Below are 16,393 nucleotides of genomic sequence, written 5' to 3'. Positions count from 1 at the left end.
TTTAAGACTTGGTCTTAAAGAAGGTGAAAATTATGTTTGAAATAATTAACAATGGCAAAAAGTACGTTCCAAAGGCAGCTTTAAAAGTAAGTTGTGCGGATTACTTGGTTTTAGCCATAGATGAAGACAACAATTTCATTTTTGTGCATAGTAAGGACATATTTGAATTAAGAGAAAATCCCCAAATTTTAAAGGATTTGGCCATACCTGTAAATAAAAGTGAAATTTACAATATAAGACAATCTGAAATTGATAAGAAGGACTTAATAGACTTTAAAAATATAAAATTAAGTGCTTTAAATTTTAAGGAGCTTTTAAGTATTTATAAGAAGTTTGAATTTAAAAGTGATGTAAGTTCCAATATATTTAAAAATAGAATTTTGGGAACCTTAAAGAAAAATCTCTATAATTGTAAGTATAACGGCAAGGTGGACTATGAAGATGATATAAAGAGTTTAATAAAAAATATATATGATTTTAAAGTGGACAATTTTATGGATTATGAATTAAAAGTTGTTTCAAAGGAGTATATAAACTTTTTAAAAGTCAAAGTCTATGAAAAAATGAATATTTATGAACTTTTAAAAGAGCACAGTAGATTTATAGATGTTATTGAGGGGAAAAAAGACATAGATAAATTGGGCTTTCCAAGTGTGGATTTATTTACCTTAAGGGAGGTTATAGAACCTGCTGTAAGAGTTTTAATTTACTTTAAGGAGGATATAATACTAACTGAGCTTTTAAATATTACAAGACATGCTCTTGAAATCAATCCCTTTACCGTAAAGTCGGAGGAGGTTAAGGAATTGAATTTAAGCTTTAAATTTGATGAAGATGCTAAATTTAATTACAACTATTTATTCTATGAATCTCTCGGAATTAATACGGACTTTGTCTATGAGGAGTTGGCAAGTTTAAACAAGTGGGAATTTGAAGAGGTTTCAAAGCATTTGTTTAAAGTTTCGGAAGATGTACTCTATCAGTACAAGGACAGAGAGGAGTTTTGGAATATTTTAAAGGAAACTTTAATTATTTATGAAGATGTCAGCTTTGTAAAATATTTCATAAACTACCTATTGACAACACTTGAGACAAATTAAGAAGTTAAAAAGCCTTTACAAATTAAGCTGATTGTGATAATCTATTTAGGTAAATTTTAATATAGGGTCATTGTGACTAAAAATAAGGAAAAGTCCTTTTTTTATAGGAGGTGTTTTTATGGCCGATAAAGTAGTTTTAGAATGCACAGTGTGCAAACAAAGAAATTACAATACTTTTAAAAATAAAAAGAACACGACAGAAAGATTGGAACTAAATAAGTATTGTAAATTCTGTAAGAAACACACAATTCATAAGGAAACAAAGTAATTTAAGAGGAGGAAGTATATTGGCAGCAAAGGATTCTGTAAAGAAAGCTGAAGATAAGAAAAGTATATCTAAATACTTCAGAGGAGTAAAATCTGAATTCAAAAAAGTTGTATGGCCAACTAAAAAACAAGTTTTAAATTACACACTTATTGTAATTGTAGCGTGTATATTATTTGCACTTTTACTAGCTGTATTCGATAAAATTGTTATGTTCGCTTTAAAACTTATTTACGGATAAGGGTGATAATGTGGATGAACAAATAATTTTAGAAGATAGGGAAAAGGAAGCAAAATGGTATGTGATTCACACCTATTCAGGACATGAGAACAAGGTAAAGGCCAATATGGAGGCCATGGTAGCAAATAGGGGAATGCAGGACTTGATCTTTGACATTCAAGTACCCATTGAGGAGTACGTTGAAAACAAAGAAGGCGTTACGAAAGTAAAAGAGAGAAAGATGTTCCCAAGCTATGTACTTGTTAAGATGATAATGAATGATGAATCCTGGTACCTTGTTAGAAATACAAGAGGAGTTACAGGATTTGTAGGCCCGGGATCAAAGCCAGTGCCATTGTCCGATGAGGAAGTAAGAGTACTTGGAGTAAATAGTGAAGAGGATAGTTTTGATGAATATGAAATCGGGGAAACTGTAAAAGTAATAAGCGGACCTTTTAATGATTTTGTAGGTAAAGTAGATTCCTTTAACTATGATAAGCGAAAAGTAAAAGTTACTATATCCATGTTTGGACGTGACACTTTAGTTGAATTGGATTTTAATCAAATTATGAAACAGTAACATGGGAAGATGAGTTTACCTCAGTCTTCACAAAGTGGGAGGGATATTCCCGCTCAAACCACAAGGAGGAAAAAAATGGCAAAGAAAGTAATAGCTATAGTAAAATTACAAATTCCAGCTGGTAAGGCAACACCAGCGCCACCAGTAGGTACCGCTCTAGGACCTCACGGTGTAAATATTATGCAGTTTACAAAGGAATTTAACGCAAAGACTCAAGACCAAGCAGGTCTTATAATTCCTGTTGTATTAACTGTATACCAAGACAGATCATTTTCATTCATTACTAAAACACCACCTGCAGCTGTGTTAATTAAAAAAGCTATAAACTTAAATACAGGAAGTGGAGAGCCTAATAAGAAAAAAGTTGGAAAAATTTCAAAGGCTCAAATAGAAGAAATAGCTAAATTAAAAATGCAGGACTTAAATGCTGGAAGTCTTGAAGCTGCTGTAAGAATGGTTTCTGGAACAGCCAGAAGCATGGGTGTAGAAGTAGAAGGATAGTGGGAGGAAATTTCCGTTAATACCACAAGGAGGGATTTTAATGCCAAAAAGAGGTAAAAAATATATTGAAAGCGCAAAGCTTATAGATAGAAATAAATTATATGATGCCGATGAAGCTATTGAGTTAGTTCAAAAGACATCAACTACGAAGTTTGACTCAACAGTTGAACTTGCAGTAAGACTTGGAGTAGACCCAAGACATGCAGACCAACAAGTTAGAGGTACTGTAGTACTTCCACATGGAACAGGTAAGACTAAAAAAGTTCTCGTACTTGCAAAAGCAGATAAAATTCAGGAAGCATTAGATGCAGGAGCTGATTATGCAGGTGGAGAAGAGTATGTTGAAAAAATCCAAACAGAAAATTGGTTTGACTTTGATGTAATGATTGCAACACCTGATATGATGGGTGTAGTTGGTAAAATCGGTAGAGTTTTAGGACCAAAGGGATTAATGCCAAACCCTAAGTCAGGTACAGTAACTTTTGAAGTAGGTAAAGCGGTAGAGGAAACTAAGGCGGGTAAAGTTGAATATAGAGTAGATAAGGCTGCTATAATCAACGTACCGATTGGAAAGGTATCTTTTGGAACTGAAAAGTTACAAGACAATTTTAAAACTTTAGTTTCAGCTATTATAAAGGCAAAGCCTGCATCAGCTAAAGGACGTTATTTAAAGAGTGTTACACTTGCAACAACAATGGGCCCTGGAATTAGAATAAACGGTCAAAAGTTAATGGAACAATAAAAACACCTGTGAAGTGGAGAAATCCACTTCTTTTTTTATGGATGTAAATTATGACCAAATATGAGAAAAAATTAAAGGGAGACTTTGAAGAAATTTTGGAGTTTTGCCATAATACTGTAATGAATAAGAGTATGCCCTCTTCCTTTGAAGGTGGAAGTGATTACAGTGTATATGGGGTGAGAATTGCTGTGAGAGTATATGAGAGGTACAGTGCTTTTGGAGGAAATAGAGTGAGTTTGAACTTAACCCTTATAGGCAGCGGAGAAGATTTGTTTTTAAGTGCCATTGCATCTGGAGGAAGTCAAGCTTTAATCTGGAAAGTAAATACCTATAGCGAAGAATCCTTTCTAAGCACTTTAGTGGAAAGTTTGAAAAAGTACACTTAAAAAAGTAGACATGTTATTGCATGCCTACTACTTTTATTTTAAGTTTTTAGTATTTTACTTGCTTCTTATTGCATCTAGGGCGGAGAGTTTCATAGCCCTTCGTGCAGGAAGGTAGCCTGATAGAACTCCCACCAAGGTTGAAAATAGGAGAGAGACAAAAATCAGCCAAACGGGAATATAGGATAGTTTCGGAGTAAATCCCGCTTCAGGTCCCACCATTCCCATCATAAAACCTGAAAAGAAGTGGTTTATTAAAAAGGACAGGATTAAGGAGAAGATAATTCCGGCAATACCACCAAAGAAACCTATAAATCCCGATTCAACAAGGAAGAGTTTTTTAATATCCCTAATAGAGGCGCCTATTACTTTCATAACTCCAATTTCTTTAGTTCTCTCATAGATGGACATAATCATAGTATTGGTTATGCCAATGGCTGCAACGATAAAGGCTATTGCTCCTATGGCGCCGAAAACCGCCTGTACAACTACTATTTGTTTGTTGCTCTCCTTTAAAATATCCGCATACATATTACTGGCTTCGTAGCCCATGGATTTTATAGTTTCTTGAACTTCCTCCACATTTTTCATATCGTCAACTTTTACTTTTATGTTGGAATAGGTTTTTAAGTCTTTTCCCTTGGTATTAGTGGCGGTCTCTGTAGCTCTTTTAAATTTTTTAAAGTAATCCAAGGTCATATATACAGTATTGTAATTTTCCCAATCATTTGGATTGTCCACTAATACTCCCACAACTTTTAATTTTTCCACATATTGTTTTGTTTCAAAATTTTCATCAAAGTTATAACTTGAATAATAGCCTCCGCTGGAAAAATCCTGAACTTGAAAATCTTTAATTTCTATTCTAGCCTTCATTAAGTCTATTTTATCTTCCGCTCTGATGCCGGGTTGCTTTTCATTGTAAAAACCTCTCTTAACTCCGTTACTTACGACAACACCTCCGCTGGTACTGTCCTGTGAATTTAAAAGACGTCCTTCTTCTATTTCAAAGCCAAATTCTCCCATAGCGTCAGCGGGAATTGCTACAATGTTCACATAACCATTTATAAAACGACCGGTTTCCAAAGTGGCATTACCTTTGTACATGGGCATTACAGCCTGAACGTGTTCAATTTTTTTAACTTCTGAAACTGCACTGTCATTTAAGAGTTTTTCTTTTTTAGAGCTACTTGGACTTTCATCATAGAAAAATCTTTCTGAGTGCATGTCCAAAGTTGTTAAATCTCCCATGGACTCATAGCTTTGTTGATTTATTTTTTGAAAACCAAAGCCGATGGAAAGCATAATTATAATAGAAGTTGCGCCGATAACCACACCCAGTACAGTTAAAAATGTTCTTAACTTTCGGTTGTTGAGATTTCTCAGAGCCATACTTATTAAATCTTTGCTTTTCATTATAATTCCAAATCCTCATCTTCATCATCTTGAGACTTTCTTTTTCTTATTAATAAAAAGGTACCTACTCCGGCTCCTATTAATACTACTGCACCGATTACTTGTATAAAGGGAAATCCTCCGCCCTTATCTACGGGGAAGTCCTCTTCAAAATTCATTCCTTCAAAGTCCATTACTTCAAATTCATAATCTCTTTTAATACTTTGAGTTTCACCGGTGGAATCTTCAAAGGTAAACTCCAAGGTAATTTTTTTCTTTCCCTGGCTTTCGGGATTTATATTAACTGAAAATTGATCAGAGGATCCCGGCTGAAAATTACCCTTATAATAAGTTGGAGTATCAAATTTTAAATCCTTACCTGTGATTTTTACCATTACGTTGTAAAGAGTAGCTTTACCTGTGTTGTAAAAGTCAACGGAAAGAGGAGTATCCATACCCGTTGAAAATTCACTTTGAGGAACTATTTCTCCCACTTCAAGCTTTGCCTGTTGTACTACGGGAACTCCTATTTGCTCAGTGGCTTCATATTTATTGGCCTGTGCATCTTCATATTCAAAGTTTGCAATTACTGTATAGGTTTTAGCAGCCGTGTCGGGAACAGTAGTTAAGGTTATTTCCTTGTCAACTCTCTTTCCCGGACCTATATTATCTACATAAAAAGTATTGGAACTTCCCACAGGTGTAAAAACTGAAGCTGTAGAAGACGGACTTGGGCCTGAAGTATTTGCGCTGTCCTGTGAGTTTCCCGTGGCAGATTCCTGAATGTCCGAAGTTAAGAATATTTTAATATTTCTCACATTTTTATTTGCATTTGTATTGTAAAGCTTAAGGTACATTTTAAAAGGTCTGCCCGCTTCAATTATTTGAGGGTCAAAGGAATATTCCTCAATAATAAGCTTTGGAACGGGTGATTGGTCCTTTGCATTAGGGTCTTTTTCCTTAGGGGCTTTTACAAATACACCTACAATTTGAGAGTTTTCATTTGAACTTTCAGTGGTTTTCTCATCAGTATAGGTTGCTTTTATTTCCACAGGATAATTCTTTGTTTCAGCAGCGGGAGTAGTAATAAATTCAAAGGAAAAGTGCGCTGATTTTCCCGGTGCCAAAGGTTTAACGTTTACTTGAGACACTGACTTTGATGCAAGTCCTCCTTGATCTTGAGAATTTGCAGTAACCTTAATGTTTTCTGCAGTATATTTTCCAGTATTAACCAAGTCAAAGGAAATTTTTACACTTTGATTTCTTCCGACAGCTCCAGTGGGGAAGGTTATATTTTTAAACTCCAAAGACGACTGGGATATGGGAGCTTTAATAACGCCCATGGAAAATTGATACTTGCCCTCCTTTGGACTTCTACCGGCATCGACGGTACTATCTCCCTCGCCTGTAAAGCTATAGCTTAAATCCAGCATATAGGTTCCGCCCGGTGCAGATTGCTCCGTTTTTAAGTTAAAGGAGACAAATTGAGAATCTCCGGGACTTAGAGCTGTAATATCAACTGTGGAAAGTCCGTTTGCCAAGGTTATTTTTCCCGTTTCCAAACCGTTAATAGAAATTTTTATATTTCTTGCCACTGCATCGCCGGTGTTTTTAACTTCAAAGAGTACTTGGAATTCCTTTCCGGCATCAACTTTATTTACCCATACGGAATCCACTTTTGAAATTTCAATGGCAGGATTAACAGGCTTTTCAGGTGCAGTAACTCTTACGTAAATAGTTTCGCTTTGATCTTGGACCTTTCCATTTAAGTAGTATCTTAAATTAATTTTTATGGGAATGGTCTTTGAAGTAAAGTCACTTTCCGTTCTTATGGAAAATGAGCCTCTTTCGCTGGAACCTCCATATATATTAACTGCACCGCCATAAATATAGCCGTCTCCGTCAATATATGCCTTATCAGGATTTTCTATTACTGCCTGTGCAGTTACATTGTCTACTTTTTTATCACTGTTATTTGTAATAGTTACATCAACTGCAGCAGATGTACCTTCACTTACTGTTACAGTTTGAGTTGCAGATACGTTTAACTTAATATCTGAAACAGCAACGTCATTATTAGTTAGCTTAGTATCTGTAACAGCAAATTCGTAATCAGCACCGGTTTTGTTCTGTTGTCCTGCGCTGACGGGAACTGAACTTATAAAAAATATAAGTGTAAAGATAATACATAAAAACTTTTTCATTTTTTCCTCCGGTTTACATTCTTACTTTTGAATCTTCGATTTTTACTATTTTTCCATCTCTTAATTCCACAACTCTATCAGCATAGACAGAGGTTTCAACGTCATGAGTTACAATTACGAGAGTTTGATTGTACCTTTTTGCCATGGAGCACATTAGATCCATTATCTCAAAGGAAGTATTGGTATCTAAGTTGCCGGTAGGTTCATCGGCAAAAACCAAAGTAGGTTTATCTACAAAGGCTCGTGCAATAGATACTCTTTGTTGTTGCCCGCCGCTTAACTCATTGGGCTTATGGTAAAGTCTATCGCCAAGTCCCACTTTAATGAGGATGTCCTTAGCTGCCTTATCTCTTACTTTTCTGGGGATGCCCTTAAAAGTCATTCCCAGACTTACATTTTCCAAGGCGTTTAATGTGGATATGAGATTATAGGATTGGAATACAAAACCAACATTTAACTGTCTGAATTTAGTGATTTTTTCTTCATTTAACTTTTCTAAATGAAGTTTGCCTACGATAATTTCACCCTCTGTAGGTTTTTCAAGTCCCGCCATCATATTTAACAATGTGGACTTACCTGAACCTGAAGTACCTAGGAGACATAGTATTTCTCCTTTATATATATCTAAGTTTATGTCATTAAGAGCAAAAACGTTTTCTGAACCCATTTTGTATACCTTTGTTAAATTTCTAATACTTATTATGACATTAATAACTACCACCTCTCTCAGTTAAAATTCAAAATAATTATATCACAGACCTATGGGGAAAATATTTACAAAATTGTTAAAATGTTTTCAGATAAAAAGAATTAAAAAGCTTAGTTAAATTTGTTGACAAATTCATCTATATTTGATAACATAACACTCGGTAAAATAACCGCAGACAGTAGGGAGCTATGCTTTAATAATCCTACCGAGGTGATAAATATCGATATTATTTCGATTTTTTGTAATCTCATCAAGTCTGCGATGAGATTTTTTTATATATTCAGGGGGTGAAAGAGTGAGAGAAGAAAAACTTCAAATGAAAACCCAATTAGTTGAAGAAATTAAAGAAAAAATTCAAAGCGCACAAAGTATAGTACTTGTAAACTATAGAGGTCTTGACGTTGCAGAAGTAACAGAACTTAGATCTCAATATAGAGAGGCAAATGTAGACTATAAAGTTTATAAAAACACTATGATGAGACGTGCTTTTGAAGAACTTGGTTACGATGATATTTCAGAATTTTTAAAGGGACCAAGTGCAGTTGCTTTTTCAATGGAAGATGCAGTTGCAGCAGCAAAGATTACGTCAAAGTTTGCTGAAGAACATGAAGAACTGGAAATTAAATCCGGTATAGTTGACGGAAAAATAATCACTAAAGAGGAAATACAAGATCTTGCTAAGTTACCGGCTAGGGAAGTATTAATAGCTCAAGTACTAGGTGGATTAAATGCTCCACTACAAGGTTTTGTAAATGTGTTAAACGGAAACATAAGAGGTTTGGCAGTGGTATTACAAGCTATTGCGGACAAAAAAGCGGAAGAAGCTACAGCTTAAAGGTAGCATAATTTAAAAATATTTGGAGGTATTAAAATGTCAGAAAAAGTACAAGGACTTATTGAAGAAATAAAAGGATTAACAGTATTAGAATTATCAGAAGTAGTTAAAGCTCTAGAAGAAGAGTTTGGTGTATCAGCAGCAGCTCCAATGGCAGTTGCAGCAGCACCGGCAGCAGGTGGAGCAGCACCGGCAGCAGCAGCGGAAGAAAAAACAGAATTTGATGTAGTTCTTAAAGAAGCTGGACAAGAAAAAGTTAAAGTTATTAAAGTAGTTAAAGACTTAACTGGTCTTGGACTAAAAGAAGCTAAAGCTCTAGTAGACGGAGCTCCAAAAGCTGTTAAAGAAGGCGTAGCTAAAGATGCTGCAGAAGAAATGAAAACTAAATTAGAAGAAGTAGGAGCAGTTGTAGAACTTGCTTAATTTCTTTAAATTTTAAGCCTAAGGTTATTGGACCTTAGGTTTTTTTATTTTTAATAATACTGCCACCGAAAATGTTTGAATTAAATGGATTTTGCAAAAAATAGGTTTATTGTATATAATCAAACTAAATACTGTCCTTTATTAAAGTAATGTTTATTATATGTTTAATTAGACAATAGGGAGGCGGTGAACTTGAGAGAAAAATATTTATTTAGACAACCCAGAGTTGATAGAAGGTGGGTTTTAAGAGAAGAAGTTCTTAATGATTTCAAAAGAGAAGTAAAGTCAAAAAAGAGATTTTTTATTTCTGCTCCGGGAGGTTATGGTAAGACTGTCTTTGCAGTACAATATATGGAAAGCCTCAATGGTGAAAAAGCATGGATTAAAGTGGATTCAAGAAATTCCAATAGTTCAACTTTTTATAGACATTTTATAGAAGCCATAGCATCTATAGTACCGGATAGGGAATTTAGAAAAGCGGTAAAAAATGCAAACTTTGATTTTGAGCTTGCAACAGTATTTGAAATATTAAAGAAACTTCCGGATAAGAGTAAGCGTTGTTACTTAGTTATAGATGATTTACAACTTGCAAGCAAAGAAGTTAAGGATTCATTACATTTAATAGTCAAACGTTTACCTACATATATTACCATCGGTTTTTTAAGCAGAGAGGACATAGATAATTTTATTGAAGATGAATTTGTTATCTTTAATAAAGAAGACTTGGAATTCTCAACGGAGGATACAGAGGAACTTTGTGTAAAGAGAGAGCAGGTAAGGGTAAAAAATGCCACTTGTATGAAAATGGCCAGAGAGTTAGTTAATATAACTAAGGGTTGGGTTATGGGAATACAGGTTTTATTAATGAGTAATCTCTCTTTAATAGACAATGTTATCTTTCCCGAAAATCTCTTTGACGATTATTTTAAAAAGTATATTTGGGACACATGGGACATAGAGACACAGAAATTTCTTATTGGATGTGCTTACTTACCTATGGTAACAGAAGAAAACTGTAAATTTATATTTGGAGATGATGTTAAAGACAGTCTTTTAAAAATCTATAACAATAATATTTTTTTAACTATGATAGATGATTTTACTTATTACTTTCACGATTTATTTAAATTGTTTTTAATAAATCAAGCAAATAAAATATTTACAGAGGAAGAATTAAGGGCAGTTAAAGAAAAAACGGCAGACTGGCTTTTTAAAAGCAAAGATTATTTTGGAGCGGCTAAGCTGTATATGGAAAACAAGCAGTACGATAAAATTGATCTTTGTTTATTTGAGTTGGCAAAAATGGAAAGCGTCACACCCTTGGAAGTTCATTTACAGTTTGGAAGAGAAATAGTAATGAACTTACCCAATGAAGTAGTTGTTAATAATTACAATATACTCGTTAGACGTTCATGGTATTCCTTTATGATGGGAGATAGTGACTTATATTTAAGTGATATGGAAATTTTACTGGAAAATTTAAGTGAAATTGCCGCAACGAATCCCGGTCTTTTAGAGAAAGTGATTTTTCAAAGTTCTTTAAATTTCAATGTTTCTCTGAAAAGTATTTCTAAAAAGGCGGTTAAATTGTTACAAGATTTACCGGAAGAAGTGAAGTATAATAAAAAAGAGATATACACTCCAACTATTACTCATAAGTTTCCGTATTTTCATAGGTCTATGAGGGACTATTCAGAATTTTATGATTTGAATGAAAAAGATATAAGTGATATTTTTAATTCTTTTGGAAAAATGATAGGTAAAGATACGATTTTAATGGTGCTTTGTTTAAGGGCGGGAATACTATTTGAACAGAATAATATTTTAAAAGCAGCGGAATTAGCTCTTGAAGCCTATGGTAAACTAACAGTTAGTACCAATTATGAAACTGTATTTTTAGTGAATTCAATTTTAATAGCTATTTTAAGAGTAATGAAATCTGATTTTTTAGTAGAAAGACTTTATATTCAGCTGGGAAAATATGTACAAAAAAAACCTGCAAATGCATTGCTACATAATTTTAATGCGGAATATGTATTTTATAAAATTGAAAAAGGAGATGTATTGGCTGCTGAAAACTGGCTTGAAGCCTATCCGCTTATAGATGAAAAGAAAATTACTTTTTATAATCTTTGTCGTTCCTTTGCAACTCTTAAAAGTTATATGGCTTTGAAGATGTATAGTGAAGCTGTTGAATTTGGAAGAAAGCTTTTAAAATTTGCGGAGAATTATAAAAGGGACTTGGATCAAATTGAAGTGGGAACACTTCTCGGAATATGTTATATTAATATGGATGAATTAGATTATGCCCTAAAGAGTTTAAAAAAAGCTGTAGACATTGCTCATGTATATAATTTTTCAAGATTATTTATTAGTAATGGGCCGGAAATTTATCTGTTACTCCAATACATATTAAAAGAGAAGGGTGTTTCTAAGGAAAAGCGGGAGTTTTTAAAAAATATTTTAAATAGCATTGCTGAAGAAAATAATTTAAATTTAATAAAAGGAAATGCTGAACTTACTCCAAGACGGCAAGAAATATTAGAGTATATCTCAAGGGGTTTAACCTATGCTGAGATTGCAGAAGAATTGAAGTTAAGTTATGGGACAGTTAAGAATCACGTAAGGCTGCTTTATAGAGATTTAGAAGTTGGAAATTCACAAGAGGCAATTAACAAGGGAAAATTACTGGGAATTTTATAATTTTTTTAGAATAGGTCATTAAGTTAAAGTCATTGAAATGACAGAACTTAATGGCCTTTATTTATTTATTTTTTTATGCAGGCACAATGAAAATACTTCTTGAATGGCAGTTAGGGCTTGATAAGCTTTAATTAGAAAGAATGGTAACTGTCAGAATTTTATAGAGAATTGACTTGAAAAATATAGGAAAACGTTAACAATTTAACGATGTAAAGAAAGGGTGGTAGTGTAATGATTTAAGTTTAAATAAATTTAGTTTTATTAAAGCTTTGCTTTATATCTGGATTTGTCAAAATTAATTTTCACAAGTTTTAAGCATTGTTTTTAATCTCAGAAATCTCATAAATTGAATTATTTAGCAAACAAGAAAGTGGTATGGAGTGAAGTTTAGAAGAAAGTATTGTTAAGTTATCAAAATGAGAGGAGTGAAGGAGATGAAAAATAGTAATCGAAAATCGCTTAAACAAAAATTGATTTTATTTCTGTTAATAATGACATTGGTATTTGAGCAATTTGCAACATTGGGTATTGTTTATGCCATTGATGAAATTTCAAATCAAAATATTAATCAAGAAGATATTCAGGAAGATTTAGATGTCCAAGGAGATTTAAATGAAGATGATTTTGATTTTGAAGATGATTTTACAGAAGAGTTAATTGAATTAAGAGAGCAAGGCAAGGAAGAGATTAAAGACGGTTATAATAGTTTAAAAGAACACGAAAAAATTAATGAGGATTTTTTAAACAGAATAGAAGAAAACTTGACAATAGCTTTAAATGAAATTGAAGTTGCTGAAACTGAAGAAGAAATAAACTTAATAGTTACAAGAGAATTAAGTGAAATTGAATCTTTAAGAATGGAATTGGACAATTTAATTGCGGAAGAAGACGAAGATTTAGAAAATGTTAGAAATGAAGCTAAAGCTACAATAATTGAAGAATATGAAAAATTGAAAAATTTAAATATTGAAAATGAAGAAATTGTAGCGGAGTTGGATTCCAAGCTTGCTGTGGTACTTGAAAAAATAGACAGTGCTCAATCTAAGGAAGAAATTGACATAATAGTTGAAGAAGAGATGGCGAGCTTAAATGAATTTAAAAGTGAATTGGAAAAACAAGAAGAACCTGAATTTCTACTGAACTTAGACAATTTACCTGGTCCTATGGAAATTGAAGCTCCTGAAATCAGATACGACATCTATCCTGAAACAAGTTACAGGACTAAACGCTCTCTTGATGGTGGCCTAGAACTGGGCGAAGTAACCATGACTAAAGATGCTGAACCTGTAGAAGGCAAAGTAAATATGTGGGATATTACTTTAAGAATAGAAGGAAGAGACGACGAAACCAGTTCAGATATTGTATTGGTAGTCGACCGTTCAGGAAGTATGAACAAGGACGCAAGTGGTGGCGGCTCGAGAATGGATGCTGCTAAGTCAGCGGCAATTAAATTTGCAGACACCCTACTGTCTGATGAAAGTGTTAAGACCAGAATTGCAGTTGTGTCCTATTCATCAAGTGTAACAGTTGATCAGGCATTAACTGATGACAGAGAGGCAATTGTAAATGCTATAAATGCTTTAGAGGCACAAGGAGGAACTTTAACTCAGGCAGGTGTTAGACAAGGCAGTGCCCTACTTGAAAATTCCGATGCAGATATGCAAAATATGGTACTACTATCTGATGGAGAGCCAACTTATAGTTACAATTTCAAAAATAAAAATCAATATTGGATACCATACGGAGAGCATTTTGAATCTTCAACAGAAATCCCTGAAAGTGAATTTGTATATAGTGAATCTAAGGGAGATGGAGACCATCTAAGAATTTTATTTGATACTACAGAAGACGGTACTAAGTATTTTATAAATCATGGTAACTCTACCATCGCAGAAGCAGGCTTTGCAAAATCTGAAGGCAATTGGATCTACACCATAGCACTAAGTATGAGTCCTGATGGTACTGAAGTATTAAAAGGTGTGGCAAGTTCAGGAAAAGATTACACTGCAGAACCTGAAGACTTGGAAGAAATCTTTCAAGTAATCGGCGGAGATATTCTATCGGCAGCAAAGAATTGTAAAGTTACAGACCCGATGGGAATGGGATTTGTAGTGTATGGTGATGTCAGTTCAATTACTCCGACAGATGGGGTTGTGAAATACGATGAGATAAACAAAACTATAGAATGGGATATAGGAACTTTAAAGAAACCTATTGCAGAAGGCTCTGATATAAAATATGCTGAGTTGAGATATACTATTGAAATCGATGATGCTATTTTAAATGCAACTTCAGAGGATGGTAAAAACTTTGCCACCAATGGAGAAACTGTCTTAGATTACGTAGATAATAAGGGACAGCAGCAAAAGATTATAGTAGATGTTCCAAAAGTAGATCCGATTCTTCTGGTAATTGAAAAGAAACTAATTAACAGTTTAGGTTTCCTAGTTCCATCGGAAGGATTTGAAGCAGATGAAAGAGAATTTACAATGCCGGTGGACAACGACAAGGGAGACTATAAGAAAGAGTACACTGTTAAAGCCGGTGGCAAGAAAGTTATGACCAATCTTCGTATAGAAGACACCTACACAGTGGCTGCTGAAAAATTCTCAGGACCAATTGAGCATAAGGCATCAGACTATGAAACAACTTATAATATTTACGGAGAGAACACAGATACCTTTAAGATTAAACAAGGTGATGAAGATACACCAATTATAGTAACTAATGTGGAAAAACCACTTGGCGAATTAAAGATAACGAAAAAATTTGACCCTGTAGCAGGTACAAAGTCCGCTAAGGCAGGTAAACTGGAATTTGAATTTGAAATTACCGGACCGACAAAGGCAGACGGCACAAATGCACTGGATGGAATTAAAGATTTAACTCCTACAGCAGATAAAAATAAATTTACTTTTAAACTGGAAGCAGGTCGGTCATTAATATTAAAAAATTTACCTTATGGAGAATATCAGGTTAAGGAAACCGACTCTAAGGGATTCCTAGTAAGCTACAGTGAAAAAGACGGTAAAGTAAGCTTAGCCATTAATGATAAGAGTAAGGAATTAATCGTTACAAATAGTCCTAAAGCCGATGATAAGACTGTAGATGTTACAGCTAAAAAAGTATGGGTTGGCGGTCTTTTAAACGAACATAAAAAAGTAGATTTAGTTCTCTATAGAAATGATAAAGCAACGGACATTAAACCTAATTCCATAGCACCGCAGGAAGATGGAGCCAGTGAATACACTTATACTTGGAAAGATTTACAAAAATTTGACGACAAGGGATTAGAGTATCAGTATAGTGTAAAGGAAAAATCAACACCTGAATATTATGAATCTACAGTGACAGGAAATATGAAAGACGGCTTTACCATAACCAATAAATATACAGCTAAAGCCGACGGAAAATTAAAGATAAGAAAAGTAATTGATGTAGGCAATAAAGCTACAAGAGCAGGAAAAAATCCTGAATTTAAATTTGAAGTCATTGGACCTACTAAGGCAGACGGAAGCAATGCATTAGAAGGAGTAGAGGGTTTAACAGAAGAAAACGGAAGATACTTCTTCACAATTAAGGGACCGGAATGTACAGTACTTCAAGGTTTAATGTATGCTACCTATGAAGTAATTGAAGTGGAACACGAAGGTTTTGAACCAAGTTACAATCCTGAAGATAGAAAAGTAAAAGTTGTAAATGGTGAGGAGCCTGCAGAAATCGTAGTTACAAATAAACTTATTGGAGATAATAAGATAGACTTTGTGGCTAAGAAAATCTGGACTGACGGTTTACTAAATGATTATAAACCTATAACTTTAGTTCTCCTTCGAGACGGGGAAGAATTAAAAGATATTAAATACGACGTAGAGCCAAAAGAAGATGGTAAAAAAGAATACACCTATACTTGGAAGGATTTAGCGGAACGTGCTAAAGACGGACATATTTATGAATACAAGGTAAAAGAAGTGGAAGTTCCTAAGTATTATACTTCAAGTATAGATGAAACAGGTAAAGTTATAACAAATAAATACACAGCTGAGCAGGACGGAAAAATTACCATAGAGAAAAAATTTGATACAGGAGTTGAAAAACTTAGAAGTAACCAAGAACCACCTGTGTTTGAATTTGAAATTACCGGACCTGTTAAGGAAAATGGCGAAAGTGCATTAGCAAATATTGAAGGGTTAACTGAAGTTCCACAAGCTAATGATGTATCTAAATTCTTCTTTAAATTAAAAGCCGGAGAATCTTTAACATTAGAAGGATTATACTATGGAGACTATAAGGTTGAAGAAATAGTACCAGCAGGATTTACAGCAAGTTACAGTCC

At 33.9% G+C, this 16,393-nt stretch carries 14 protein-coding genes and 1 other annotated feature; of the genes, 11 read left to right on the top strand and 3 right to left on the bottom strand.

Going from position 1 to position 16,393, the window contains the following annotated elements:
• The first annotated feature begins 32 nt into the window (after nt 1-32).
• The 7 genes from EF514_RS09680 to EF514_RS09650 all read left to right on the top strand — a co-directional run bounded on the left by EF514_RS09680 (nt 33) and on the right by EF514_RS09650 (nt 3,794).
• A complete protein-coding gene (locus EF514_RS09680; protein WP_127725249.1) occupies nt 33-1,100 on the top strand; it encodes a hypothetical protein in 1,068 nt (355 codons plus the stop codon).
• A gap of 118 nt (nt 1,101-1,218) precedes the next feature.
• Nucleotides 1,219-1,368, top strand: coding sequence for a 50S ribosomal protein L33 (rpmG, locus tag EF514_RS09675; protein WP_127725248.1), 150 nt, complete (start codon nt 1,219-1,221; stop codon nt 1,366-1,368).
• 19 nt (nt 1,369-1,387) lie between these two features.
• Complete coding sequence (gene secE / locus EF514_RS09670) at nt 1,388-1,606, top strand: preprotein translocase subunit SecE (protein ID WP_127725247.1); 219 nt, start codon at nt 1,388-1,390, stop codon at nt 1,604-1,606.
• A 10-nt stretch (nt 1,607-1,616) separates the two neighbouring features.
• Nucleotides 1,617-2,165 carry a transcription termination/antitermination protein NusG gene (nusG, locus tag EF514_RS09665; RefSeq protein ID WP_127725246.1) on the top strand — a complete coding sequence of 183 codons (549 nt, stop codon included), beginning with the start codon at nt 1,617-1,619 and terminating at the stop codon, nt 2,163-2,165.
• Between the two features lie 75 nt (nt 2,166-2,240).
• The gene (gene rplK / locus EF514_RS09660) at nt 2,241-2,666 is read left to right on the top strand and encodes a 50S ribosomal protein L11 (RefSeq protein WP_127725245.1); all 426 of its coding nucleotides are present in this window, start codon (nt 2,241-2,243) and stop codon (nt 2,664-2,666) included.
• A gap of 40 nt (nt 2,667-2,706) precedes the next feature.
• A complete protein-coding gene (rplA, locus tag EF514_RS09655) occupies nt 2,707-3,408 on the top strand; it encodes a 50S ribosomal protein L1 (protein ID WP_127725244.1) in 702 nt (233 codons plus the stop codon).
• 50 nt (nt 3,409-3,458) lie between these two features.
• Nucleotides 3,459-3,794 carry a DUF6054 family protein gene (locus EF514_RS09650; protein WP_127725243.1) on the top strand — a complete coding sequence of 112 codons (336 nt, stop codon included), beginning with the start codon at nt 3,459-3,461 and terminating at the stop codon, nt 3,792-3,794.
• Nucleotides 3,795-3,848: 54 nt separating this feature from the next.
• Here EF514_RS09650 and EF514_RS09645 read toward each other — a convergent pair whose 3' ends face one another.
• Genes EF514_RS09645 through EF514_RS09635 form a run of 3 tightly spaced genes read right to left on the bottom strand, consistent with a single transcriptional unit; the run spans nt 3,849 to nt 8,057 of the window.
• Complete coding sequence (locus EF514_RS09645) at nt 3,849-5,207, bottom strand: ABC transporter permease (protein ID WP_127725242.1); 1,359 nt, start codon at nt 5,205-5,207, stop codon at nt 3,849-3,851.
• Complete coding sequence (locus EF514_RS09640; protein WP_127725241.1) at nt 5,207-7,390, bottom strand: COG1361 S-layer family protein; 2,184 nt, start codon at nt 7,388-7,390, stop codon at nt 5,207-5,209. The genes EF514_RS09645 and EF514_RS09640 overlap by 1 nt, the downstream gene beginning before the upstream one ends.
• 13 nt (nt 7,391-7,403) lie before the next feature.
• Nucleotides 7,404-8,057: an ABC transporter ATP-binding protein gene (locus EF514_RS09635; RefSeq protein ID WP_127725240.1), complete on the bottom strand. Its 654-nt coding sequence runs from the start codon at nt 8,055-8,057 to the stop codon at nt 7,404-7,406.
• A 193-nt stretch (nt 8,058-8,250) separates the two neighbouring features.
• Nucleotides 8,251-8,381 (top strand) — a sequence feature (ribosomal protein L10 leader region).
• Between the two features lie 13 nt (nt 8,382-8,394).
• Here EF514_RS09635 and rplJ point away from each other — a divergent pair.
• From rplJ to EF514_RS09615, 4 genes are all read left to right on the top strand, one after another.
• On the top strand, nt 8,395-8,934 hold the full coding sequence (gene rplJ / locus EF514_RS09630; protein WP_127725239.1) for a 50S ribosomal protein L10: 540 nt from the start codon (nt 8,395-8,397) through the stop codon (nt 8,932-8,934).
• Between the two features lie 36 nt (nt 8,935-8,970).
• On the top strand, nt 8,971-9,357 hold the full coding sequence (gene rplL, locus EF514_RS09625; RefSeq protein WP_127725238.1) for a 50S ribosomal protein L7/L12: 387 nt from the start codon (nt 8,971-8,973) through the stop codon (nt 9,355-9,357).
• A gap of 192 nt (nt 9,358-9,549) precedes the next feature.
• Nucleotides 9,550-12,060: a helix-turn-helix transcriptional regulator gene (locus tag EF514_RS09620; protein ID WP_127725237.1), complete on the top strand. Its 2,511-nt coding sequence runs from the start codon at nt 9,550-9,552 to the stop codon at nt 12,058-12,060.
• 434 nt (nt 12,061-12,494) lie between these two features.
• Nucleotides 12,495-16,393, top strand: a 3,899-nt coding sequence (locus EF514_RS09615) for a Cna B-type domain-containing protein (RefSeq protein ID WP_164845588.1), incomplete at its 3' end; no start/stop codon positions are given.

The sequence above is a fragment of the Anaerosphaera multitolerans genome, assembly GCF_004006535.1.
Taxonomy (GTDB): Bacteria; Bacillota; Clostridia; order Tissierellales; family Peptoniphilaceae; genus Anaerosphaera; species Anaerosphaera multitolerans.
The sequence above is the reverse complement of the archived record's forward strand: the minus strand, read 5'-3'. Positions and strand labels throughout refer to the sequence as shown.

Coding starts and splice junctions, on each gene's coding strand:
- EF514_RS09680 (WP_127725249.1), top strand. CDS start 33: ATGTTTGAAATAATTAACAATGGCAAAAAGTACGTTCCAAAGGCAGCT.
- rpmG (WP_127725248.1), top strand. CDS start 1,219: ATGGCCGATAAAGTAGTTTTAGAATGCACAGTGTGCAAACAAAGAAAT.
- rplK (WP_127725245.1), top strand. CDS start 2,241: ATGGCAAAGAAAGTAATAGCTATAGTAAAATTACAAATTCCAGCTGGT.
- rplA (WP_127725244.1), top strand. CDS start 2,707: ATGCCAAAAAGAGGTAAAAAATATATTGAAAGCGCAAAGCTTATAGAT.
- EF514_RS09650 (WP_127725243.1), top strand. CDS start 3,459: ATGACCAAATATGAGAAAAAATTAAAGGGAGACTTTGAAGAAATTTTG.
- EF514_RS09645 (WP_127725242.1), bottom strand. CDS start 5,207: ATGAAAAGCAAAGATTTAATAAGTATGGCTCTGAGAAATCTCAACAAC.
- EF514_RS09640 (WP_127725241.1), bottom strand. CDS start 7,390: ATGAAAAAGTTTTTATGTATTATCTTTACACTTATATTTTTTATAAGT.
- EF514_RS09635 (WP_127725240.1), bottom strand. CDS start 8,057: ATGGGTTCAGAAAACGTTTTTGCTCTTAATGACATAAACTTAGATATA.
- rplL (WP_127725238.1), top strand. CDS start 8,971: ATGTCAGAAAAAGTACAAGGACTTATTGAAGAAATAAAAGGATTAACA.